At 33.8% G+C, this 24,509-nt stretch carries 23 protein-coding genes; 12 read left to right on the top strand and 11 right to left on the bottom strand.

The genetic code is table 11. From position 1 onward, the window contains the following. The first annotated feature begins 293 nt into the window (after nt 1–293). Both mnmD and ABDW27_RS05625 read left to right on the top strand, forming a co-directional pair. Entirely contained in the window at nt 294–959 is a 666-nt protein-coding gene (gene mnmD / locus ABDW27_RS05630) for a tRNA (5-methylaminomethyl-2-thiouridine)(34)-methyltransferase MnmD (RefSeq protein ID WP_343694976.1), read from the top strand. A 166-nt stretch (nt 960–1,125) separates the two neighbouring features. Further along, nucleotides 1,126–1,323: a hypothetical protein gene (locus ABDW27_RS05625; protein WP_343694975.1), complete on the top strand. Its 198-nt coding sequence runs from the start codon at nt 1,126–1,128 to the stop codon at nt 1,321–1,323. A gap of 29 nt (nt 1,324–1,352) precedes the next feature. Here the strand turns inward: ABDW27_RS05625 and ABDW27_RS05620 are convergent, their stop codons facing one another. Continuing rightward, entirely contained in the window at nt 1,353–2,300 is a 948-nt protein-coding gene (locus tag ABDW27_RS05620; RefSeq protein WP_343694974.1) for a LysR substrate-binding domain-containing protein, read from the bottom strand. Between the two features lie 110 nt (nt 2,301–2,410). Here ABDW27_RS05620 and ABDW27_RS05615 point away from each other — a divergent pair, with 110 nt between their 5' ends. The 4 genes from ABDW27_RS05615 to can all read left to right on the top strand — a co-directional run bounded on the left by ABDW27_RS05615 (nt 2,411) and on the right by can (nt 5,792). Further along, nucleotides 2,411–2,890 (top strand): Dps family protein, encoded by a 480-nt coding sequence (locus ABDW27_RS05615; RefSeq protein ID WP_343694973.1) that lies wholly within the window; start codon nt 2,411–2,413, stop codon nt 2,888–2,890. A gap of 133 nt (nt 2,891–3,023) precedes the next feature. Next, complete coding sequence (locus ABDW27_RS05610; RefSeq protein WP_343694972.1) at nt 3,024–3,305, top strand: hypothetical protein; 282 nt, start codon at nt 3,024–3,026, stop codon at nt 3,303–3,305. 82 nt (nt 3,306–3,387) lie between these two features. Then, nucleotides 3,388–5,037 (top strand): SulP family inorganic anion transporter, encoded by a 1,650-nt coding sequence (locus ABDW27_RS05605; protein ID WP_343694971.1) that lies wholly within the window; start codon nt 3,388–3,390, stop codon nt 5,035–5,037. A gap of 119 nt (nt 5,038–5,156) precedes the next feature. Further along, the gene (gene can / locus ABDW27_RS05600; protein WP_343694970.1) at nt 5,157–5,792 is read left to right on the top strand and encodes a carbonate dehydratase; all 636 of its coding nucleotides are present in this window, start codon (nt 5,157–5,159) and stop codon (nt 5,790–5,792) included. Between the two features lie 49 nt (nt 5,793–5,841). On the opposite strand, the gene ABDW27_RS05595 is transcribed toward can, so the two are convergent. Beyond that, on the bottom strand, nt 5,842–7,044 hold the full coding sequence (locus ABDW27_RS05595) for an LETM1-related biofilm-associated protein (protein WP_343694969.1): 1,203 nt from the start codon (nt 7,042–7,044) through the stop codon (nt 5,842–5,844). A gap of 109 nt (nt 7,045–7,153) precedes the next feature. Next, complete coding sequence (locus ABDW27_RS05590; protein ID WP_343694968.1) at nt 7,154–7,681, bottom strand: superoxide dismutase family protein; 528 nt, start codon at nt 7,679–7,681, stop codon at nt 7,154–7,156. A gap of 215 nt (nt 7,682–7,896) precedes the next feature. On the opposite strand from ABDW27_RS05590, the gene ABDW27_RS05585 reads away from it, so the two are divergent. The 3 genes from ABDW27_RS05585 to ABDW27_RS05575 all read left to right on the top strand — a co-directional run bounded on the left by ABDW27_RS05585 (nt 7,897) and on the right by ABDW27_RS05575 (nt 9,437). Further along, nucleotides 7,897–8,322 (top strand): META domain-containing protein, encoded by a 426-nt coding sequence (locus tag ABDW27_RS05585; RefSeq protein ID WP_343694967.1) that lies wholly within the window; start codon nt 7,897–7,899, stop codon nt 8,320–8,322. Nucleotides 8,323–8,352: 30 nt separating this feature from the next. Further along, nucleotides 8,353–8,874: a DUF4251 domain-containing protein gene (locus ABDW27_RS05580; RefSeq protein WP_343694966.1), complete on the top strand. Its 522-nt coding sequence runs from the start codon at nt 8,353–8,355 to the stop codon at nt 8,872–8,874. Nucleotides 8,875–8,954: 80 nt separating this feature from the next. Further along, entirely contained in the window at nt 8,955–9,437 is a 483-nt protein-coding gene (locus ABDW27_RS05575) for a hypothetical protein (RefSeq protein WP_343694965.1), read from the top strand. A gap of 76 nt (nt 9,438–9,513) precedes the next feature. On the opposite strand, the gene ABDW27_RS05570 is transcribed toward ABDW27_RS05575, so the two are convergent. The 8 genes from ABDW27_RS05570 to ABDW27_RS05535 all read right to left on the bottom strand — a co-directional run bounded on the left by ABDW27_RS05570 (nt 9,514) and on the right by ABDW27_RS05535 (nt 19,445). Continuing rightward, nucleotides 9,514–10,608, bottom strand: a complete 1,095-nt coding sequence (locus ABDW27_RS05570; protein WP_343694964.1) for a glycoside hydrolase family 18 protein — start codon at nt 10,606–10,608, stop codon at nt 9,514–9,516. 334 nt (nt 10,609–10,942) lie between these two features. Continuing rightward, on the bottom strand, nt 10,943–12,748 hold the full coding sequence (locus ABDW27_RS05565; protein WP_343694963.1) for an acyl-CoA dehydrogenase family protein: 1,806 nt from the start codon (nt 12,746–12,748) through the stop codon (nt 10,943–10,945). A 48-nt stretch (nt 12,749–12,796) separates the two neighbouring features. Further along, nucleotides 12,797–13,147 carry a four helix bundle protein gene (locus tag ABDW27_RS05560; RefSeq protein WP_343694962.1) on the bottom strand — a complete coding sequence of 117 codons (351 nt, stop codon included), beginning with the start codon at nt 13,145–13,147 and terminating at the stop codon, nt 12,797–12,799. A 128-nt stretch (nt 13,148–13,275) separates the two neighbouring features. Further along, nucleotides 13,276–14,457: an acetyl-CoA C-acyltransferase gene (locus tag ABDW27_RS05555; protein WP_119792240.1), complete on the bottom strand. Its 1,182-nt coding sequence runs from the start codon at nt 14,455–14,457 to the stop codon at nt 13,276–13,278. 98 nt (nt 14,458–14,555) lie between these two features. Continuing rightward, the gene (locus tag ABDW27_RS05550; RefSeq protein WP_343694961.1) at nt 14,556–16,946 is read right to left on the bottom strand and encodes a 3-hydroxyacyl-CoA dehydrogenase/enoyl-CoA hydratase family protein; all 2,391 of its coding nucleotides are present in this window, start codon (nt 16,944–16,946) and stop codon (nt 14,556–14,558) included. Nucleotides 16,947–16,980: 34 nt separating this feature from the next. Then, the gene (locus ABDW27_RS05545) at nt 16,981–17,439 is read right to left on the bottom strand and encodes a MarR family transcriptional regulator (protein WP_343694960.1); all 459 of its coding nucleotides are present in this window, start codon (nt 17,437–17,439) and stop codon (nt 16,981–16,983) included. 222 nt (nt 17,440–17,661) lie between these two features. After that, a complete protein-coding gene (locus tag ABDW27_RS05540; RefSeq protein WP_343694959.1) occupies nt 17,662–18,699 on the bottom strand; it encodes a WYL domain-containing protein in 1,038 nt (345 codons plus the stop codon). Between the two features lie 131 nt (nt 18,700–18,830). After that, complete coding sequence (locus ABDW27_RS05535; protein WP_343694958.1) at nt 18,831–19,445, bottom strand: hypothetical protein; 615 nt, start codon at nt 19,443–19,445, stop codon at nt 18,831–18,833. A gap of 121 nt (nt 19,446–19,566) precedes the next feature. Here ABDW27_RS05535 and ABDW27_RS05530 point away from each other — a divergent pair, with 121 nt between their 5' ends. The 3 genes from ABDW27_RS05530 to ABDW27_RS05520 all read left to right on the top strand — a co-directional run bounded on the left by ABDW27_RS05530 (nt 19,567) and on the right by ABDW27_RS05520 (nt 24,509). Beyond that, complete coding sequence (locus tag ABDW27_RS05530) at nt 19,567–21,084, top strand: TROVE domain-containing protein (protein ID WP_343694957.1); 1,518 nt, start codon at nt 19,567–19,569, stop codon at nt 21,082–21,084. A gap of 1,051 nt (nt 21,085–22,135) precedes the next feature. Then, complete coding sequence (locus tag ABDW27_RS05525; RefSeq protein WP_343694956.1) at nt 22,136–23,557, top strand: RtcB family protein; 1,422 nt, start codon at nt 22,136–22,138, stop codon at nt 23,555–23,557. Nucleotides 23,558–23,711: 154 nt separating this feature from the next. After that, the gene (locus tag ABDW27_RS05520) at nt 23,712–24,509 is read left to right on the top strand and encodes a TatD family hydrolase (protein WP_343694955.1); all 798 of its coding nucleotides are present in this window, start codon (nt 23,712–23,714) and stop codon (nt 24,507–24,509) included.

Genomic DNA, 24,509 nt, shown 5'->3' with positions numbered 1-24,509 from the left:
TATCTAATTTGTATTTTCAGCAGATAAAAACTAACGTAATGATCTGGTGAAGAATAGGTTTTTATAAATGCAAAATTACGGAAAAATATATTATTTGCTTGGTAAAACTGCATTAATTCCTGTGTTTGACTGAGATTTATTTATCTTATAATAAACCTAAAATTTTAGCGAAGTTTTATAAAGAATTTATGAAAAAAGTATCGTTTTTTAAGGCTTTACGCATTTGTTTTAATTAAATTTGACTGCTAAAATGGACTGAAAATCAGGAAATCGCCATTATAAAATTCGAAATTGTGAAAAGAGAAATAATTAAAACGCTAGATGGTTCAACGACAATTCATTTGGAAGAATGGAATGAAAATTACCATTCAAAACATGGTGCAATACAAGAAGCAAAACACGTATTTATAAAGAATGGATTGTCATTATTTGAGAATAATCCAGTTTCTATTTTAGAAATAGGTTTTGGTACTGGTTTAAATGCGTTTATTACTTTTTTAGAATCTGAAGAAAAACAACAGCAAATTGATTATTTTGGGGTAGAAGCTTATCCGATAGATGAAAATGAAGTGCTGCAGATGAATTATGTTTCTGAACTGGATGCATTGAAATTTGACAACATTTTTGAGAAAATGCATAAAACAGAATGGAACAAGAAAAACGAAATTAGCGCCCTGTTCTCGTTAACTAAAAGGAAACAATTTTTTGATGAAATTGACGATTTTGAAATTTTTGATTTGATTTACTTTGATGCCTTCGGATATCGTGTGCAGCCGGAGCTTTGGAGTACTGAGATTTTTCAAAAAATGTACAATAGTTTAAAACCAAATGGGGTTCTTGTAACTTATGCAGCAAGGGGAGTTGTAAAAAGAAGCATGATTTCTGTTGGGTTTACAGTCGAAAAATTAGCTGGCCCACCTGGTAAACGAGAAATGTTTAGAGCCTTTAAAAAGGTTTAAGTGAGTTATTTAGAATTATTCTATATTGATTTATATGTACTAAGAAAACGTATTCGTTGATAAAGTTTTTAAAAAAATAAGTTAAAAAGAAACTTTATATGTGATTAATGTTTACATTTGGTGCGAGTTTAAAAATATAGATAACCCCCAAAAATCTTATTTTATTATGTCAAAAATGATGTTTGATTACACGAAATCAATACTTGAAAGAGTAAGTTTCGATCCGGTACTTTTCTACAGAGAATTAGAAAAAGCTATCAAAACCCTGTTACCATACGAAATGGAGCAATTACAAGAATGGTTATTAAATTTTATTATTGAAAAACCAGAATTAAAACCAAGTCTACAGCTAATTAAAGTATAAAAGAAAAGGAGCCAAATTGGCTCCTTTTTTTATGCTTGCTTTTTTTGCAGAGGACTAATGATTTGAACATTCTGAAAAACAATGGCGCCTTTTACTACGCCGGCAATTGTAGATCGAATGGCATCGATGATTTGCATTTTTAATTCGCTCTTTGGGTAAATTAAACTTACCTCTCGGGCTGGTTTTGGTTCCTTAAAGTTTCGTAGTTTCAGTTTATCGGATTCTTTTAAGTCTAAGGTGTGCAAGTACGGAAGTAATGTTGTGCCCAAACCTTCGTCGGCTAATTTTATCAGAGTTTCAAAACTTCCGCTCTGGATTTGAAAATTAGTTTGATCGATATCAGAACCGTTTTTACATAAATTTAAAATTCCGTCTCTAAAACAATGCCCATCTTGTAAAAGTAAAATTTCATTCAAATTCAGGTCAGCAACTTCAATTTCTTCTTTTTGAAAACTGTGATGATGTTCCGGAATATAAGCTACAAAAGGTTCGAAGTATAAAACAATCTCTTTTATTTTTTCATCTTCAAGCGGAGTGGCAGCAATGGCAGCATCCAGATGGCCGTTTTTAAGTTTTACAATAATTTCTTCGGTATTAAGTTCTTCTATAAGTAGTTTAACTTTTGGATATTTCTTAATGAAATTATTTAAAAACATTGGTAAAAGAGTAGGCATAATGGTTGGGATAATTCCTAAACGAAATTCGCCTCCTATATATCCTTTTTGCTGCTCAACAATATCTTTGATTCTATCAGCTTCATTTACAATGTTTTTAGCCTGATTTACAATCTTCTGCCCAATATCTGTAAGCTGAATTGGTTTTTTACTTCTGTCGAAAATTAAAATATTAAGTTCTTCTTCAATTTTTTGAATCTGCATACTTAAGGTAGGCTGTGTTACAAAACACTTTTCGGCAGCAAGTGTAAAGTTTTTGTGTTCTGCAACTGCTAACACATATTGTAATTGAGTTATCGTCATTTTGATAGTAATTTGTGATGCAAAAATAAGTAAATATAATTTTTTTTTATAATTTTTTTAAAGAAGTTACTTTAAATTTGTAGTAAACTTAGTGATAAAAAGTAAGAATTATGAAAACAAATATTTTAGGATTACCTGTAAAAGAGTCAGAATTATTAGTAAAAGAATTAAATGTTCTATTGTCGAATTTTCAGGTATACTACCAAAATTTAAGAGGAATTCACTGGAATATTCGCGGAAAACGTTTTTTTGATTTACATGTTAAATTTGAAGAATTATATACAGATTCACAATTAAAAATTGATATGATTGCAGAAAGAGTTTTAACAATAGGAGGAACTCCGTTGCATACTTTTGAAGATTATATTAAAAACAACAAATTAACAGTTGGAAAAAATATTTCGAATGATGAAAAAGCAGTTCAGTTAATTGTTAATTCTTTATCGGATTTATTGAAAATTGAAAGAGAAATTTTAGCAAAATCAGGCGAAATTAACGATGAAGGAACAAATTCCATGATGAGTGACTTTATTGCTGAGCAGGAAAAAACAATCTGGATGATGAATGCATGGCTGGATGAAACAATCTAATTCGTTGTAATATAATATATTAAAAAGCAGAATAATCGAATTTGATTGTTTTGCTTTTATATTTTTGTTAAAAATGTATAAAATTTTTGCTCTGTCGCTTTGATTTTATTTGTTTAACGCTATTTTTGTTTCGATGAAAATATTAGCACGCATATTATTATTCATATTTATTGCCTTTTTATCGACGCCAACAATTGTTCAGGCGATAAAAAAAGGGAATAGCAGCTGTGTGTCTTTTAATTTTTCTGAAGAAGAAGTTCATAAAGAACTTAAATCTGTAGTTCATCCTTTAATTTTAGAGCACGAAGCACCGCTTCCTCTTTATATCCAAAAGAAAACGATCGTTTCAGGAAATATCGTTAAGCTGGATAATATTTCTCCGAGCATATTTGCTCCACCTCCCAACTTAGTATAATACTTCCGATTATTTAAAAAACAACTGTATTTAAATTCTTAAATACGGAAAGTTTTAATGTATCCATTTTTAGTATTGTATTATGACAAAAAAAATCAATCTTTTTGCCAACCTTAAGTCTGACTTTGCCTCAGGTTTAGTGGTTTTTTTGGTGGCTCTTCCGTTGTGTTTAGGTATTGCAATGGCATCCGGAGCGCCGTTATTTTCTGGAATTATTGCTGGTGTAGTTGGTGGTATTATAGTAGGATATTTAAGCCAGTCACATATTAGTGTTTCTGGACCTGCCGCCGGTTTAACAGCTATTGTATTAACAGCTATTACTGATTTTGGTGCTTTTGATGTGTTTTTGCTGTCCGTTTTTATTGCAGGACTAATTCAATTGGCATTAGGATTTTTAAAAGCCGGAAGTATATCCAATTATTTTCCAACAAACGTAATTGAAGGGATGCTTGCAGGTATCGGAATTATTATTATTCTAAAACAGATTCCACACGCTTTTGGTTACGATGCTGATTTTGAAGGTGATCAGGCTTTTATTCAAAATGATGGAAGCAACACCTTTTCGTTTTTATTTGATATTTTAAATCATATTCAATTAGGTGCAGTTGTAATTTCAGCAATTTCACTTGTAATATTGATTTCATGGGATAAAGTTCCGTTTTTAAAGAAGTTAAAATTAGTTCCGGGAGCATTAGTAGCCGTTATTTTAGGAGTTTTGCTGAATGAATTTTTTATCTCTTCAGGAAGCTCTCTGGCAATTGCAAAAGAGCATTTGGTTTCTTTGCCTGTTCCAAAATCTTTTGATGATTTTAAATCAATTCTGATTATGCCAAATTTTGCAGCGATATCAAATCCGCAGGTTTGGATTGTAGGAGTTACAATTGCCATAGTGGCTTCTATCGAAACACTTTTGTGTATTGAAGCATCTGACAGAATGGACGTTCAAAAACGCTATACTGATACTAATGTTGAGCTTAGAGCACAAGGTATTGGAAACATTGTGAGTTCACTTTTAGGAGGTCTGCCAATGACATCGGTTGTAGTTAGATCATCTGCAAATAATAATGCAGGCGCAAAATCAAAAATGTCAACCATTATTCATGGGGTGCTTTTAATGATAAGCGTTTTGTCTATTCCTGTGATTTTAAATAAAATTCCATTAGCAACACTGGCTACAGTTTTAATTTTGGTTGGTTATAAACTAGCGAAGCCAGCAACCTTTATGCATTTCTGGAAAAAGGGAAAATACCAGTTTGTCCCATTTATAGCAACTTTGGTCTTTGTGGTTGCAACAGATTTGCTTAAAGGAGTTGCTCTGGGGATTATTATCAGTATCATTTTTGTTTTGAGAGGAAACTTAAAAAGAGCTTATATCTTCAAAAAAGAAGAATATGAGGATGGCGACATCATTCATATCGATTTAGCTCAGGAAGTATCTTTTTTAAATAAAGCGGCGATTAAACAAACTCTGAGTGAAATTCCACAGAATTCGAAAGTAATCATTAATGCACATGATACAGAATATATTGCACATGATGTTCTGGATTTAATTCGTGAGTTTAAAGAAACCAGAGCTATTGATGATAATATCAAAGTGAAACTAAAAGGTTTTAAAGAAGCATACGAATTAGAAAATACTCCCGATAACAATAACCATGTTACAATAGAACATTATTATGACGTTGCAAAACGCGCATTAGTAAAAAGGGAAGAAGTAAAAGAAAATTTTTAAACAAATTATATCAATAAAGATATTTATCAGGTTTGAGAAATGTCAAAAAATAAATAACTTTACAAAAGTCTTTTTTGACATGCTGAAGCATTGATAATACTACAAAAAAATAAAAAGAAATGAGAAAGTTTTATGAACAAATATTGGAGAACAATAAAAAATGGGTCGAAGATTCTTTAGCAAAAGACCCTAACTATTTTGCTGATTTAGCAAAAGGACAGTCACCTCCTTTATTATGGATTGGATGTTCTGACAGCCGTGTACCTGCAAATGAAATTATTGGGGCAAAACCTGGAGAGGTTTTCGTTCACCGTAATATTGCAAACATGGTCGTGCATTCTGATATGAATATGTTAAGTGTACTGGATTATGCAGTAAACGTTTTAAAAGTAAAACACGTTATTGTATGCGGACATTACGGTTGCGGTGGTGTAAAAGCCGCAATGGGAAATCAATCTGTTGGAATTATCGACAACTGGCTTCGTCACATTAAAGATGAATACCGTTTGCATGATAAATATCTAAATTCTATTGAAGATGAAGACAAACGTTTTAATGCTTTTGTAGAAATCAATGCAAAAGAGCAGGTTTATAACTTAGCAAAAACTTCGATTGTACAAGGAGCCTGGAAAACAGGTCAGGATTTAATGCTTCACGGTTGGGTTTACGGTTTAAATTCAGGTTTTGTAACTGATTTAAATGTAACCATTAGTTCTAATGAAGAACTTGACCAAGTTTATCAATTAGATCTTTAATAGTTAAATATAGATAAAATAAAAAATCGCCTTAAATAGGCGATTTTTTTTATTCGTTCTCATCAAGATTTTCGTTAAATGCCGATGGCAGCATTGTTGGAATAAACTTAATTAATATAGGCAGTAACAAACTTCCGCCCGGAAGTAAAAATATTGTTAGCGACGGGATTGTTTTACAAATATCCAAAAGCTGTTTTTTTACTTTTTTCTTTTCTTTGGCGTCCAAATCTCTTGTTGTAGAGTAAGCCAGCAAAACCATCAATTCTTTACTCTGAACAATCTCTTTAATCAATCTGTTTTTATTTCTTATAATCAGTTTTACAACGCTGTGCGTCATCTGATCATAGAAATGTTTAACAGGATTTGAATAATTAAAATAAGGGATTTTCTTTTTATGGGTTGTAATAAAAGTATGCGTTGTGTCGATACTTTTGGTTACAAAATCATCTCCAACACCCATCATAGAACCTAAAGAATACAAGAAATATGATTCTTCATTTTCTACAACACCATCGCTCCATAAAGCCATTCCAGCCATGTCGATTAAATAATAATGCTCTAATCGGTTTTTAAAATAATCAAGCTGTAAAGTTTCTAAGGTGTCAACTGTAACTTTCGAAAATTTAGAATAACGTATCGAAGCTTCAAAAAGTTTAATCAATAAATCGTCGTGCTGAGATTTTACGGTTTTAGTTTTTAAAGCCAAACCCACAATTCCAAGCACGGTTTCTTCAATTCTTTTTAAATATTTTTCCGGAATTACGCCATGTTCCAAATATTGTCTAAACGCCAGAACATCAATAAACAAAAGTGCATTAGTAACTAAATGCGAAAAGTTTTTACTGATGATACTGTCATTGGTTTGTACTCTTTCATCGATTATGGTTTCTAATGAATGAGACGGCGTATCTTTTGGAAGCAGAATTTTAAACAAATTAAAACCTTCCGGATTCATTTGTTTATAGAATTTTACAGCTTCAGCAATAAAATTATTGGGTTCAGAATTTCTTTTTTCTAAACAAAAAACGTGGTAAAGTGTATTTAATAAGGCGACTTTAGAAATTTCGGTTTTAAACCAGCCTTTTATCGGAATTGGAATTTGAGAATCAATTGCAATAATGTGCCCGTAGATAAAACCGGTTTCTCTCACTTTATAGTAAAAGTAGTCTGGAGTTTCAAAAGGAATTGCTTCTGAAAACTTCTGTTCACTAAAAAATTTATCTATCCAGCCGTGTGCTGATGGGTTAATCATTGCTTTGAATTTATAGCTGCAAAGCTATATCTTTTTCTTGTTTTAGAAGAGAATAAAAATAAAATAACCACTACATTTTTGTGAAATATAGTGGTTATCAGTGTTTTTCTTATTTTATGATACCTGCACAGGCAACTCTGCCGCCTGCATTTCCTGTTGGCTGAGTGGTAAAATCATCTGTTCCCTGGTGAACAATTAAACCTTTTCCTAAAACATCTTTTGTTGCATCACCACATCCAATACACCATTCATCAGTAGTCAGAGTAATTGTTCCGTTACCTTTTGCATCTGCAGTAAAGTTCCCGATATCACCTTTATGATATTCTCCAACTCCCCATTTTCCGTGTTTTTTAAAAGTAGGATTCCAGTGTCCACCTGCTGAACTTCCGTCTGCTGCAGTACAATCTGCTTTTTCATGAATATGTATAGCATGAACTCCAGGCTGTAAACCAGAAACTTTTGCAGTAAAAGTTACTTTTCCGTTTTTTTCAGTAAAAGTAGCAGTTCCGCCTACAGTACTGTTGCTTTTTGGTTCTAAAGCAACCGTTAGGGTTTTAGCATCATTTGATTTTGTATTAGTCTTACAGCCAATGATTAAGGCTGTAATTATAGCGAAAGATACGATCAATTTTTTCATATATAAGGGCATTTTAAATTAAAGATTAAGTAAATTTAACATAAAATAACGGAATACTTTAACTCTAAAAGTTAAAAAAAAGTCAAACTATACGTGCTAATTTAATATCAATTGAGCGCATAACCCAAAAATATTGTTTAAATTCGTAATAGTTTTAACGAAAAATTTCTGAAACTATACTTTTCTAATTCGTTCATATTTAATTCTTTAATATTATGATGAAAAAGATTTTTATTCTTGTTGCTTTTAGTTCGATACTATTTTCATGCAAATGCAAAAAGACAGATACGGTTTCTAAACTTGATGGAACCTGGGAACTAAATTATATCACCGGCCCAAAAATTACTTTCGATGGTTTGTATCCCAATAAAAAACCAACGATAAGTTTTAATACAAAAGAAAATCAGGTTTCTGGCAATAGCAGTTGTAATAATTATACCGGAAAACTAGTCATAGACGGAAATAAAATTGATTTTACCCAGCCAATGGCCATGACAAAAATGATGTGTCTGGACGGGCAAGGTGAACAAACCTATATGAGTACGCTTCAAAAAATAACATCATACGATATTACAGATGATGGTAAAAGGCTGAATTTCATCTCGGGAGATATTGCAATGATGCGATTTACGAAAAAATAAATTTCTTTAATAATCTAAAATTGGATACACATGAAAACGAAATTATCCATTTTACTACTATTATTGTGCTTTTTGAATTTTTCTGTTTCAGCACAGCAAAAAAGCAAAAAAGAACTAAAAGCTGAAAGAGAATTGCAAAAACAAAAAGAAATTGAAGCTTTGATCGATTCTAAAAATTTTGTTTTTGAAGCCCAAAAAGTCACTCCACAAGGCGGGCGTCTTATTATTTTGGATTATAATACGTATTTCTTAAAGTTTAATGCAGAGAAAACAACATGCGATCTTCCGTTTTTCGGACGTGGTTATAATGTGGGATACGGCAGCGACGGTGGAATTAAATTTGAAGGGACTCCAGAAAATATGAAGATAGAGAAGAAGTCAAAAAATTATAGAGTGAGAGCTACTGTTAAAGGCAAAGACGATGTTTATGATTTGTTTTTTACCATATTTTTTGATGGAGGTGCGACACTTTCGGTAAATAGTAATAATCGTGCTCCAATTTCTTATGATGGACAAATAAGTGCTCCAAAAGCTGAGGAAGATAAAAAATAGAATAAATTGTTTTGAATCCCATTTTAAACAAGAATATTTAGAATGCATAATTATTTAGAAACACATTAAAAATCAAAACTATGAAAAAATTAAGTCTTATTTTTATTATGGCAATTGCCACGTTTTCATCTTATGCACAATCTACATTTAAAGAAGATGTAGAAGTTTTACAAAGTCTTTACGGAAAATCTAAAAATGATTTGGTAAAACAGTATATGAATTTGTCTGATGCACAGTCTGCAGCTTTTACAAAAGTCTATGATGATTACGAAACACAGCGTAAAGCTCTCGGACAAGCTAAATTTCAATTAATTAATGATTATGCGGCCAATTACGGTACTCTTACTGATGCAAAAGCTGATGAATTGGCCAAAGGAACTTTTAAAAATCATATGGCTTATGAAAAATTATATTGCAAGACATACAGCAAAGCTAAAAAAGCAATTGGAGCTATAAATGCTGCTAAATTTATTCAGTTAGAAGTGTATTTGCAAACTATAATTAGAGCAGAAATTTTAGAAATTATTCCTTTTATAGGAGAATTAGATAAATCAAAGATTTAATAAAACTTATATTACAAAACAAAAACGGCGGTTATTAGAAAAATAACTGCCGTTTTTTTATTTGTTTAATCGAAATTTATTTAGCGGTTTTAACTTCATAAATTGCATTTACCATTCCGTTGCGGAAACTATCCAAAGTTAATTCCCAGAACATGATTCCGCCCAGTTTTTTAGACTTTACATATTCAGTTTTGGCTTTAATAGATTTAATATCGTCAGAAGTTGCAAATGTTTTTGTTCCTTCATTATACCAATAAGGTGCTTGAGCTTTTTCATCATAAAAATATTTCCAGCCGTTTGCTTCTGTGTAAGTTGTAGCATAGTTTTTAAAATCAGCACCTTGAAAATGTTCTCCTGCCTGATACAAACCGTTATTGATGTTTTCTACATTTTTCCATTGTCTGGTATAAAATGCGCCTCCAATTACCAATTTTTCAGCAGGAACTCCAGCTTTCAATAAAAATTTAACAGCTCTGTCTGTAGATTCTTCTTTTGGATTTGTACTGTATAATGGAGTGTGATGTCCAGTTACTTTAGAATATCCGTTTACTAAATCATAACTCATAATATTAATACGATTAACTAATGGTGCAACGGCTTTCCAGTCGATAGATTCATCTAAATATTTTTGAAAACCTCCGGCAGCAAAACTTAATTCGTATTTTTTACCTAAAGTTGAACGTAAAATTTTAATTAATTCTGTAAAATTAGGTTTATCAGCAGGCTGGAATAAATGTCCAGGAAGACCTTCGATTGCAGGATATTCCCAGTCAAGATCTAAACCATCAACTTTAAAATAATCGCTTACTTCTTTTACCGATTTAGCAAATTTCAAACGTCCATCAGCAGTCGAAAAAGCATCTGAACATGGTTCGCAGCCGCCCCATCCGCCAAGAGATAAAACGATTTTTAATTGTGGATTTTTAGTTTTTAGTGAAACTAAATGTTTTATAGTAAGAGAATCTTTAGAAGAATCAACGATTAGTTTACCGTCTTTTAAATGACAGAAACTAAAAATAATCTGATTTAATTTATTGACTTCATACTCGTCAATTAGTTTAGAATCACCAGTGTAATAAGCGATGATGTCAAATTTTTTATTCTTCTGCGCAAAAATGTTTGTGGAAAAAAGGCAGATAGATAAAAAGGCAATTAGGCTAATTTGTTTCATTTTATGTTTTTTGAAGATTTAAAACGCTAAATATAAAACATTAGAAATTAAATTTTGCTATTAATCTTGTAACATAACCGCAATTTTAATAAAGATTTGTGAAATTGGGTTTAACCATATAAGTGATAGAAGTTCATTTAGGTACAGCTCAATAACACTAGAGAAACTTTGTCAAAGTTTAAAACTTTGACAAAGTTGGTCAACAGTAAAAAATACATTCTTTTAAATGAACTTATATAACTTATATGGTTCAAAAAAAATAAAAAAATAAACCCGCACAGTTTCGGACAAGTGCGGGTTTATAACAAATTAAAAGCTAAAAACTATTTTGAAATTAGAAGCAGTATGAATTTTCTGCAACTAATTTTTCTGCAATTTTTTCTCTTAACGCTACCACGTTTGGCAGGTTAGTATATTTAGTGAAACGTTTAAGTCCCATTAACATCATACGTTGTTCGTCTCCTTCAGAGAAAGAAGCAATTCCTTCTTTACCTCTTAAGTTTACGATATCTACAGCTTTGTATAAGTATAATTTTGCCATAGCAATTTGCTCCTGAACTTTATCTTCTCCTTGAGATTTAGCTAATTTCTCAGTTCTCAATATAGTACTTTCCGCCATGTAGATTTCGATTAAGATATCAGCAGCAGCCATTAATAACTGTTGGTGAGAATCTAATTCAGGACCGTATTTTTGAACAGCGCTTCCGGCAACCATTAAGAAAACTTTTTTCAAGTTAGCCACGATTACTTTTTCTTCTGAGAATAATTCAGAGAAATCTGGAGTATCAAAAGATGGAATTCCCATTAGTTCTTCCTGAACTTTCATTGCTGGTCCAAGTAAATCAACGTGTCCTTTCATTGCTTTTTTAATCAACATACCTACAGAAAGCATTCTGTTGATTTCGTTTGTTCCTTCGTAGATACGAGCGATACGAGCATCTCTCCACGCACTTTCCATCGGAGTATCTTCAGAGAATCCCATTCCTCCGAAAACCTGAATACCTTCGTCAGAACAGTTTTGAACGTCTTCAGAAACAGCTACTTTCAAGATAGAACATTCTATAGCATATTCTTCAACACCTTTCAATTCTGCTTCTTGATGACTTGTACCTTCCGCTTCACGAGCAGCAATTCTGTCTTCAATGTCTTTTGCTGCACGGTAAGAAGCACTTTCTCCAGCGTAAGCGTTAGTTGCCATTTCAGCTAATTTAGAACGGATAGCTCCAAAAGAGGAGATAGAAGTATTGAACTGAATTCTTTCGTTAGCATATTTTACCGCTCCAGAAGTAACTCTTCTTTGAGCATCAAGACAAGCAGCAGCCAATTTAATACGACCAACATTTAAAGCATTCATTGCGATTTTGAAACCGTTTCCTCTTTCAGATAACATGTTTTCAACCGGAACTTTTGTTTCGTTGAAGAAAACCTGACGAGTAGAAGAAGCACGAATTCCTAATTTATGCTCTTCTTCATTCATAGAAATTCCGTTTGAAGGATCGTTTTCTACGATGAAACCTGTAATGTTTTTATCATCTCCAATACGAGCAAAAACGATGAAAACGCTGCAGAATCCTGCATTCGAAATCCACATTTTTTGACCTGTGATAGAGTAGTATTTTCCGTCTTCAGATAAAACTGCTTTAGTTTTTCCTGAGTTAGCATCAGATCCTGCGCCTGGTTCAGTTAAACAATAAGCTCCAAACCATTCTCCAGAAGCCAATTTCGGAACGTATTTTTTCTTTTGTTCTTCAGTACCATAAAGTGTAATTGGCATAGTTCCAATTCCAGTGTGAGCACCAAAAGCAGTTGAGAAAGAACCTGTTGCTCCAGAAATATAGTCGCAAACCAACATTGTGGAAACAAATCCCATTCCTAATCCACCGTATTCTTCAGGAACTGCAACTCCAAGAAGTCCAAGTTCTCCAGCCTTACGCATAGAAGCTTCTGTATACGCATAATCTTTTTTCTCAAAACGATCTTTATGCGCCCATAATTCTTTGTCTACGAACTCCTTTACAGAGTCACGCATCATTAACTGCTCTTCTGAGAAATCTTCTGGTGTGAAGATGTCCTCGCATTTTGTTTCTTTAACTAAAAACTGACCACCACGAGTCACGTTTTTTTCGATTGTATCTGCCATTTTGTTTTTGTTTTTTATAAAAGATGAAAGAAGCAAGAAGCAAGATTTTTAATCTAACTTATTTATGAAGCCTGTGGTCATCTTTTGAAATTCAATTATTTTGTTCTCTATTTCTACTGTTTTTGTTTTGGATAGATAATCATTTTGACAAGCTATCAACAATTGTGTTTGTAATTCAAATGACGAGCCTAAACTAATATTCAAATAATGCTGAAAGTGTTTATTTCCTCTGTTTGAACCTTCAGCAATATTAGAAGGCATTGAAACAGAACATCGATTCATTTGATTTGACAAACTATAGGTTTCTGACTTTGGAAAAGTAGACGTTAGTTTATAGATATCATTTGTAATTTCCATAGCTAAAATCCAAATTTTCAAATTCTTAAAATTGTGTTTCATGTTTTTTGAGGCAAGATAAGAAGAAAAATTAAACGTAAGTTTTTTACTACTTTTTAAAAATCCATTTCAGACTAACTTTTCATCCCAAATAGAAAGTCTTTCCTCTTGCTTCTTTCCTCTAAAAAGTCTTATAAAACCTCATAGATTCCAGCGCTTCCTTGTCCAGTCCCCACACACATAGAAACGATTCCGTATTTATTGCCTCTGCGTTTCATTTCATCAAATAACTGAACAGAAAGTTTAGCTCCTGTACATCCTAGAGGGTGTCCTAAAGAAATTGCTCCACCGTTTACGTTTACGATTTCTGGATTGATATTTAATTCACGAGTTACTGCTAAAGCTTGTGAAGCAAAAGCCTCGTTTAACTCAATTAACTCGATATCATTCAATGTTAATCCCGCTTGTTTTAAGGCTTTTGGAATAGCTTTTACTGGTCCGATACCCATAATTCTTGGCTCAACACCAGAAGAAGCAAAATTTACCAAACGTGCAATTGGCTCAAGGTTTAATTCTTTTACCATTTCTTCGCTCATGATTAAAACGAATGCAGCACCGTCGCTCATTTGAGAAGAGTTACCGGCAGTTACACTTCCGTCAGCAGCAAAAACTGGTTTTAAACCTGCCAAAGCTTCTTTAGAAGTTCCGGCTCTTGGCCCTTCGTCTTTGTTTACAACGTATGATTTAGTTTCTTTTTTACCATTTTCATTGATGAAAGTCTGCTCAACAGTAATTGGAACGATTTGTTTGTCGAATTTTCCTTCTGCTTGCGCTTTTAAAGCTTTCATGTGAGAGTTGTAAGCAAACTCATCCTGATCTTCTCTAGAGATTTTATATTGGTTAGCAACCGCTTCAGCAGTTAAACCCATTCCCCAGTAGTAATCTTCGTGACCTGCAGCAGCAACTTTATAATCCGGAGTTGGTTTGTAACCTCCCATCGGAATATAACTCATACTTTCTGCACCACCTGCAATGATACAATCTGCCATTCCTGATTGGATTTTAGCAGTCGCCATTCCGATAGTTTCTAATCCAGATGCGCAATAACGGTTTACGGTAACACCAGGAACGTCTTCTACTTTCAATCCCATCAAAGAGATCAAACGTCCAACGTTCAGACCTTGTTCTGCTTCCGGCATGGCATTTCCTACCATAACGTCGTCGATACGTTTTTTGTCGAAATTAGGCAGTTCGTCCATCATAAACTGAATGGTTTCAGCTGCTAATTCATCAGGTCTTTTAAATCTAAAAACACCTTTTGGAGCTTTTCCAACCGCTGTTCTATATGCTTTTACTATATATGCTGTTTTCATTTGTTTTTGTTTTTTTAAGATTTATTAGAAGAAAGAGGCAAGAGAAAAGACAAAACTTTGTTTTGAAGTCTTGTTTCTTGCATCTTTCTTCTTATTCTCTAATTACGAAGCGGTTTTCCTTTAGTTAACATATATTGAATACGCTCCAGAGTTTTTCTTTCTGTACATAAACTCAAGAAAGCTTCACGTTCGATATCTAATAAATATTGTTCAGATACTAAAGTTGCTTCAGATAAATCACCACCAGCCATTACATAAGCCAGTTTGTTAGCGATTTTCTTATCGTGCTCAGAAATGTATTTTCCAGCCTGCATTTGATCCGTTCCAACTAAGAACATTCCAAGAGCCTGTTTTCCTAGAACTTTAATATCGTTTCTTCTGATTGGTTGTGTATAGCCAGCTTCAGCTAATAATAAAGCATGTTTTTTAGCTTCAGCGATCTGACGATCTTTGTTTACTACGATAATGTCTTTTCCATGTTGAAGAAGTCCAGTATCAAAAGCTTCATAACCGGAAGTCGAAACTTTAGCCATAGCGATTGTTAAGAAATACTCTTGAAGAACGTTCAATTCCACGTCGTTTTTGCGGAATAAATCAGACGCTCTTAAAGTCATTTCTTTTGAACCACCACCGCCAGGGATAACACCGACACCAAACTCAACTAATCCCATGTAAGTTTCTGCAGCAGCAACAACTTTGTCAGCATGTAAGCTCATTTCGCATCCACCACCAAAAGTCATTCCGTGAGGAGCCACTACAACTGGAATAGAAGAGTAACGAACGCGCATCATTGTATCTTGGAACAATTTAATTGCCATGTTCAATTCGTCATATTCCTGCTCAACGGCCATCATGAAAATCATTCCGATATTAGCACCAACAGAGAAATTCGCTGCTTGGTTTCCAATAACTAAACCTTGATATTCTTTTTCAGATAAGTCGATTGCTTTATTGATAGCCTGAAGTACATCGCCACCAATTGTATTCATTTTAGATTGGAATTCTAAGTTCAAAATTCCGTCTCCTAAATCCTGAATAATTGCTCCACTGTTGCTCCAAACTTTTTTGCTTTCGCGAATGTTGTTCAGAATAATGAATGAATCTTGTCCAGGAACTTTTACTTGTGATTTTGTTGGAATGTTATAGAAATAAGTCGCTCCTTCTTTTACAGAATAGAAACTTTCGCTTCCAGAAGCCAGCATTTCAGTAACCCATGCAGCAGGCTCTAAACCTTCTGCTTTCATGATTTCAATTCCTTTTTCAACACCAATTGCATCCCAGATTTCGAATGGACCATTTTCCCATCCAAATCCAGCTTTCATAGCATCATCAATTTTGTAGAATTCGTCTGTGATTTCAGGAACTCTGTTTGAAACGTAAGCAAACATTCCAGCAAAACTCTTACGGTAGAATTCACCTGCTTTATCTGTTCCTTTTACTAAAACTTTAAAACGATTGATTGGTTTATCAATAGTTTTAGTTAATTCTAAAGTAGCAAAATTTGCTTTTTTTGCAGCTCTATATTCTAATGTATTTAAGTCTAAAGAAAGAATATCTTTATCTACTTTTTTGTAAAATCCTTGTCCAGTTTTGCTTCCTAACCAATTATTTTCCATCATTTTGTTGATGAAATCCGGAAGTTTGAACAATTCGTGTTGCTCGTCGTTTGGACAGTTTTCATAAATACCGTTGGCAACGTGTACCAAAGTATCCAATCCAACAACGTCAACCGTACGGAAAGTAGCCGATTTTGGGCGACCAATTACTGGGCCAGTCAATTTATCAACTTCTTCAATAGTTAATCCCATTTCTTTCACTAAATGGAATAAACTCTGGATTCCGTAAATACCAATTCTGTTTCCAATAAACGCCGGAGTATCTTTTGCAACAACCGAAGTTTTTCCTAAGAATTTAGATCCGTATTCGTTTAAGAAATCCAATACTTCAGTAGAAGTTTTTGGCCCAGGAATAATTTCAAATAATTTTAAGTAACGCGCAGGGTTAAAAAAGTGAGTTCCGCAGAAGTGCTGTTGAAAATCTTCGCTTCTTCCTTCACTCATAAAGTGAATTGGAATACCAGAAGTATTAGAAGTAACTAAAGTTCCCGGTTTACGGAATTTCTCGATTTGTTCAAAAACTAATTTCTTAATGTCTAAACGCTCTACAACAACCTCGATAATCCAGTCAACATTAGCAATTTTTGCCATATCGTCTGTCGTATTTCCAGTCGTAATTCTATTTGCGAATTTTTGACTGTAGATAGGAGATGGTTTTGATTTTAATGAATTCGCCAAATGTTCGTTTACCACACGGTTGCGAACGGCTTTACTTTCAAGTGTTAATCCTTTTTTAGCTTCAGCTTCGGTCAGTTCACGCGGTACAATGTCCAGAAGTAAAACTTCGACACCAATGTTAGCAAAATGACAAGCTATACCTGAACCCATAATTCCGGATCCAATTACAGCAACTTTTTTAATTGTGCGTTTCATATTGTTATTATTTGTTTGTAGGAGGAAAAGAATATTATTCTTTTTCTGTGTTTTCTGTTTGATTAAATATGTTTTTGTCCTGAATTAATTCATTAATAATTTCAGAAACTTCGATAAAATGTTTCAGTTTTTCGTCTGATACATGTTTTCTAACCGTTTCATTAAATTTCAGAACTGTATTTTTAGATAAATCTCTTTTTTCTTTTCCAAATTCGGTTAGGTAGATTAAAACACCTCTTCCGTCGCTTGGGTTTTTCTTTCGAACAATCAAACCTTTTTCTTCCATAGATTTTAAGGTTCTTGTTAAGCTGGTGGCTTCCATTCCCATTCTTGGGCCAAGAGCTGTTGACGGAGTTCCTTCTTCCTTATCCATACTTAAAAGAGCAAATCCTGTTGCCATTGTTGCATCGTATTTTGCAGCTTCTTCGTTATACATTCTTGAAACAGCCTGCCATGTCGCTCTCAAAATATAATCTATCGTTTTATCTTTCATAGGTAACTATATCGATTTCAAATATAATTAAAAAATACTATGCATGCATATAATTTTTTAATAATTTTTTGGTTAGTTAAAAAATGCCCCTGATTTAGAGGGGTTTTGGTCGTTTATTTAAAGTGAAATATACTATTCTTTTTTTAGATTTTAACATTTTTTATATGTGAAAAATCCTTTTTTTGTTTTTAAAACGCTTTTAATTCTGTATTCTTTAAAAAATTATGCATTTAATTCATTAGAGTTTTCAGAATCGTAACGTAAAAGTGCATCTTGAAGTACCTTTTTCATTCGGTTTCTCAGACCTTCAGGTTTTAAAATTTCCATACAATTTCCGAAACCTAATAAAAGACGCTCCATTTCATAATTCGGAATAACGAACAAGTTCAAAATAATACTTCCGTCTTCATTTTCCTTAATTATGCGTTGAGAAGTATGCAGAGGTTTTGTGATCACATAAGGTGCATTTGAAGCATCCACCCAAACTTCAATTCGTCTCGCTTTTAATCCAGAATTGACCGTAACACCAATTACATCCTTATAATAGGCATCTGCATCAAAATCTTCTTCTAAATATGGAAGTGTAAATTCGTAATCAATAGATATAATTCTGTCGAGTGCTAAATTGGTAATAGGCTGCGACTCTTTTTTCTTCCCGATTAGAAACCAGCGATTGTTGAATTCCTTTAATATAAAAGGATGAAAATGAAATTTTGTTTCTTCTCTGGATTTAAACGATTTATAGGTAATAATCAAAACCATTTTCTTGATAATCGCCTGATAAATTTCATCCAGATAATGAAGTCCTTTTAATTTTTCGTTTTTATCCAGATAAATAACGGGTTTGGTATGCGACTTTTCGGCGTAGATTTTATCTTCTAATCGCTGTAAAATATCAGATACATCATTAAAAAGAGAGAAATCTTTAAACTGTTTCAACATCGAAACCGTTTCAGTCAAAACATTCATATCCGTTTCCGTCAGCGGAATATCGGTTATGGTAAAATCTTCGTCTTCATATTTATAATACTTTTTATCGTAAACCACGATTGGCGCATTATAACCCAGTTTTTCACTTCGCATCAATTGAATATCCATTTGAATAGTTCGCTTGCTGATTGGGTTTTGTCGGCCTTCATATTCAAATAAAGCTTCAGAACAGCATTCAATTAAATCTTCTAAAGTCCATTGCCGGTATTTATTCTGCAGACATTTATCGATGGTTTTGTATCGAATTAAGGCATTTTTGTTTTGTGACATGGTTGTGTTGTTTAAACGTAGAGACGCAATTCATTACGTCTAAACATTGTGGATGTTCGTTGTGGATAATCATTGGCTGTGCGTCTAACATTGTGGATACATTCGTTGTGTAGACGCAATGAATTGCGTCTCTACATTAATAATGAAATCTCTTTTTCAATATTAATTCTCGCTTTCTCTTCATATAAATTACGGAATTCATCGGTTTGAAAAATAAACTCATTTTCCAAAAAATGCTTCAAGGCTTTCGCACGCCCGGGCTTGTATAGAAAATCAGGATAAATGCGATATTCTTTTCTGATTTGTTCGAAATAAATTTTATAATCATCCCAATCTTTAGCGAGAATTTTCAAATCAAAATCAATTAGCCAGTTAATATCTTCAATTTCATTTTGCGGATGTTGATGAGTTGCGCAGATCGCATCAAAAACCAATTGTTTATTCAGATTGCTATTTTCAGGTAAAATAGCCAAAGCATATTCAGCACTTTTGAGTTCGTTATCTTTTTTAGAAGCCGAATAAACAAAATCATGATAAAAGATTGAAAATAATATTTCGTCAGGATTTTGAAGTTTGTCCCGATACGTTTCAAAACTGGCAATCATTTCTTTTAAATGCGTGAGATTGTGGTAATGCCTTGATTTTTTGGAATATGCCTTTTCTAAATCCAGCCAGTTTTGCTGAACTTCATTTGCTGAAAAGCCAATATTAGGGAGTAATTCAGAATAAATTTCTTTTAAATTCATCTTGTTTTTTACTCAAATTTAAAATTCTTTTTTTACTGCGCAAAATAATTGCGTAGTGGTTTTGAAATCTTTGCTCAGGAAATAAAACAATAACCATTGTCTAATTTTAAAACCAGAAATTATGAAATTCAATTTTTTAGCAAAAGAGAAAAACAACATAGTTAATCACGAAAATGCACCAGCTTTTTCATTAACATCAGAATACGAATTGTACGCAGCAGTTGTAACAACAAGCTTAAGTGCTTCATTTTATGAAAAAGATACCACTCGTTTAGAAAGAATACAAAGCTTAATCAAAAAAAGCAATCCGGTATTTGTGGCAAAACTTGCTGTTTATGCCCGCAACGAAATGCACATGCGTTCTGTGCCATTAGTTTTAATAGTAGAATTAGCCAAAATATATTCTGGCGATTCATTAATCAGTAAAATGATTACACATGTTATACAACGTGCAGACGAAATAACAGAATTATTGGCTTATTATCAAATGGCAAACGAACGAAATGGTGTTAAGAAATTAAACCGTTTATCAAAACAAATACAAAAAGGTTTAGCCGTTTCGTTCAATAAATTTGACGAATACCAATTCGCAAAATACAATCGTGATGGTGCAGTAAAATTAAAAGACGCTTTGTTTTTGGTTCATCCAAAAGCAAAAGATGAAGCACAACAAGCAATATTTGATAAATTGGTAAACAATACTTTGCAAACGCCATATACATGGGAAACTAAATTGTCACAATTAGGTCAAATCAAATTTTATAACGAAACTGAAAAACAAAGAGCATTCAAACAAAAATGGGAAGAATTGATCGATAGCGGTAAAATAGGTTACATGGCATTGTTACGTAACTTACGAAATATCTTAAGCGCCAATGTTTCAGGTTCTCATATGAAAAAAGTATGCGATTACCTTTCGGATGAAAAAGCAGTCGCCAACTCGAAACAATTGCCATTCCGATTTTTAGCAGCGTATCGTGAAGTGAAAGATTTGAATTTCAAATTTACTTCTATGGTTTTAGATGCTTTAGAAGATGCCGTTATGGCAAGTTCACAAAATATAAAAGGTTTTGATGTAAACACATCAGTTGTAATTGCGTGTGACGTTTCAGGTTCAATGCAGCAGCCAATTTCTCCAAAAAGTAAAGTATTGCTTTACGATATTGGTTTGATGTTAGGTATGTTAATGCAAAGCCGTTGTGAGAATGTTGTGAGCGGTATGTTTGGTGATCGTTGGAAAATAATCAACATGCCAAAACGAAGCATATTAGCCAACGTTAACGAATATTACAAGCGCGAAGGTGAAGTAGGTTATGCTACAAATGGTCATTTAGTTTTAGAAGACTTAATAAGCCGAAAAGAAATTGTAGAGAAAGTAATGTTGTTTACAGATGTTCAAATGTGGAATAATGCTTACACAAAAGACTCATTTGCAAACTCCTGGAACCGATACAAAAGTATCGCACCAAACGCAAAATTGTATTTATTTGATTTGGCTGGTTACGGTCATTCCCCAATAAACATCGAAAAAAACGATGTATATTTAATAGCCGGCTGGTCAGATAAAGTTTTTGATGTTTTGAATGCTTTAGAAGATAAAAAGAGCGCGTTGAATTACATCAACCGAATAGAATTGTAAATTTTAAATATACTGCGCAAAATAATTGCGCAGTATCATTTGAATATTTGTAAAAGAAATAAGTTCATTGAAAATATAGAAAAAAACAAGTACCGTAAAAAAGAATTACTTCGTGTCGTGGGTTCAATTCCCATCATTTTAATTTAAAAACTAGAGATGTAGCTCAGCTGGTTAGAGCAGAAATTTCTTTTTGAATGTTGTCTTGTTTTAAAAAAAACATTGGTGTCGTAGACAAGAGTTACTTCGAGGGAACTGTATTACAGGTTCGAATCCTGTTCAGATAATCTGATAGTGTAAGTGGTAACACGCATAAATAGTCTCTTGTCGCTCATAACCCGATAAAATAAAAAGAATGTCGTAAATAAGAGATACTTCGTCACCATTTAGGGGAGGAATAACGAAGTTGTAAAATCAGCAAGGTTATCCAGTTCGACTCTGGCAAAGACAAAGCCCCGCCCAATTCTCTTGTTGTTTGTAACTTCTTTTAAAAAATGAAAAATGTCGTGTGTAAAGAGCTACTTCGTTCAAAAAATAACTCTTGCCAATTATTACTTTTTCAAAAAATAAGATGCCGTGTATAAAGTGCTACTTCGTTGGTTGATTTATTAGGTTCGAGTCCTAAATTATCACTTATACAATATTGCTCTTAAAAAAAAGAGTGTCGTCAGGAAATGGTTACTTCGTTCCAAAGAAAATTAAACCATTCCTAAATGTTGCCTCTTTAAAAATTAAAAAAATAGATGTAGAAAAAACACTATGAAAATAAAGATTAAACACACAGTATGTCATTTCGACCGAAGGGAGAAATCTGCGCAAGTAACTCTACAAAGATTGGACTCTCGTTACGGAGTTACTCGTGCAGATTTCTCCTCCGTCGAAATGACATAAAATGAGAAAAAATCATTTTAATCTGTAGCTAAATAAAACTTTGCGTCCTTGCGACTTTGCGAGAAAATTGCTCGCTAATAAATAAAAAAAACTTAGTTTTAAAACCTAAGCAAAATAACTGCGCAGTAGTTAGTAACCTTTGTACTATCAAAAAAACAAAAACATGAAAACCCAAATAAACGGTACAGACATATTAGAATTAGGATTTCCAGAAGGAAAAATAATCGGGATTGCCTTAAAAATAAACAGCAAAAGAAACGGATTCACAAGAGACGAAATGATCACAAATTTCAAAAACGTCTTAGAAACTCCGGAAAACTATATAAACGATAAAATCTTCAGCAAATTGGCTGTTGCTTTAATCGAAAAATCGAATGAAAAACCAGAAGATTTTATTGCTTTAAATGAAACTCCGAATGCGTATTCAGCTTACGGATTAGATCATATCGAAGACGGAGCCAGAAAACAAATGGAAGTGGCCATGAAATTGCCTGTGACGGTTGCCGGAGCTTTAATGCCAGACGCGCATCAAGGTTACGGATTACCGATTGGCGGAGTTTTAGCCACAAAAAATGCCATTATTCCGTATGGAGTTGGAGTTGATATTGGGTGTAGAATGGCGTTGTCGGTTTATGATATTCCTGCAGCTTTTTATTTTGAAAACGAAGCTAAATTCAAAAAAGAATTAATCGCGAATTCTATTTTTGGAGCAGGTCACGGATTTCACGGTCAGTACAAATCAGATCACGCGGTTTTAGAGAACGATACATTTAATATGAATCCGTTTGTGAAGAACTTAAAAGATAAAGCTTGGTCACAATTAGGATCTTCAGGTGGTGGAAATCACTTTGTGGAATTCGGAATCATGGAATTTGCCAAAGACGATGCGGTTTTGAATATCCCAAAAGGAAAATACGTCGCTTTGTTAACGCATTCCGGTTCACGCGGAATGGGAGCAACGATTGCCGGACATTATACTAAAATTGCCAAAGACGAATGTAAACTTCCAGAAGTAGCAAAAAACTTAGCGTATTTGGATCTGAATTCGCAATTAGGACAAGAATATTGGTTGGCAATGAATTTGGCAGGAGATTACGCTTCGGCTTGTCACGAGATTATCCATAACAAAATGGAACGCGCTTTGGGAGCAACGATTTTAGCCAAAGTCGAAAACCACCATAATTTCGCCTGGAAAGAAACCTGGAACGGCGAAGAAGTGATCGTACATAGAAAAGGAGCAACTCCAGCCGGAAAAGGCGTTATGGGAATCATTCCGGGAAGTATGACCGCACCGGGATTTTTGGTGAGAGGAAAAGGCGAGGAGAACGCTATAAATTCAGCTTCACACGGAGCAGGAAGACAAATGAGCAGAACCCAAGCGATAAAAAACATCACACAAACCGAAATGAAATCAATCCTGAAAGATCATGGCGTTACACTTATCGGAGCAGGTCTAGACGAAGCCCCAATGGCGTATAAAGATATCAATCAGGTCATGGAAGCGCAACAGGATTTAGTTGATGTAGTAGCGAAGTTTACACCGAAATTGGTTAGAATGGCAGATGATGGAAGCCGTGAAGACTAAGAAGAAGCAAGAGGCAAGAGGCAAGACTTTTTAGATTTTGTTTCCTGCTTCAGAAATTTTAAAAATGTTTAGAAAAGAGAAAAGCAAGAGAAAAAGAATAAAAATCAAAAAGTCTTGCCTCTTGCTTCTTTTCTCTACAAAATCTTAAAAAAAAATGAAATATATAGACATAGGAATCAACCTAACCAACAAACAATTCCAAAACGACATAGACGATGTCGTACAAGACGCGCTCGACGCCAATGTATCGCAAATGATACTCACGGGCACCAGCGTACGTAATAGCGAAGAATCTGCAAAGATTGCGAGACAATACCCGGGCGTGTTGTACGCTACGGCGGGCATACATCCGCATGATGCAAAGAGTTTTGATACGCAGAGTATTTCGAAACTCAGGAAATTATTAGAACTGAAACATGTCGTTTCAGTTGGCGAATGCGGACTCGATTTTGATCGTGATTTTTCGCCCCGAAACAAACAGGAAGAATGTTATAAAGCCCAATTAGAATTGGCTATTGAAGTACAGAAACCGTTGTTTTTGCACGAAAGAAGCGCTTTTAGTTCGTTTATGAATATCACAAAAGACTATTTACCGAAACTGCCAAAAGCCGCTGTGCATTGTTTTACAGGAAGTCTGCAAGAAGCCAAAACCTATCTCGATAACGGATTTTATCTGGGTTTTACGGGAGCCATTTCAGATGCCAAACGTTTCAGCCATTTAAAAGAAGTCATTCAGTACGTACCGCTCGACCGAATGATGATTGAAACCGATGCGCCGTTTATGCTTCCTAAAAATGTACCAAACAGTCTCTTGAAGAAATACCACGAGCGCCGTTGCGAACCTGCTTTTCTGCCATATGTGGCCGGAACAATTGCACAGTTTAAAGGGATTACTTTGGCTAAAGTGGCGGAGGAAACGACTCGGAATTCTAAAAGTTTTTTTGGGATTTAA

Source organism: Flavobacterium sp., from assembly GCF_039595935.1.
Taxonomy (GTDB): domain Bacteria; phylum Bacteroidota; class Bacteroidia; order Flavobacteriales; family Flavobacteriaceae; genus Flavobacterium.
This window is presented reverse-complemented; position numbering and strand designations above follow the sequence as displayed.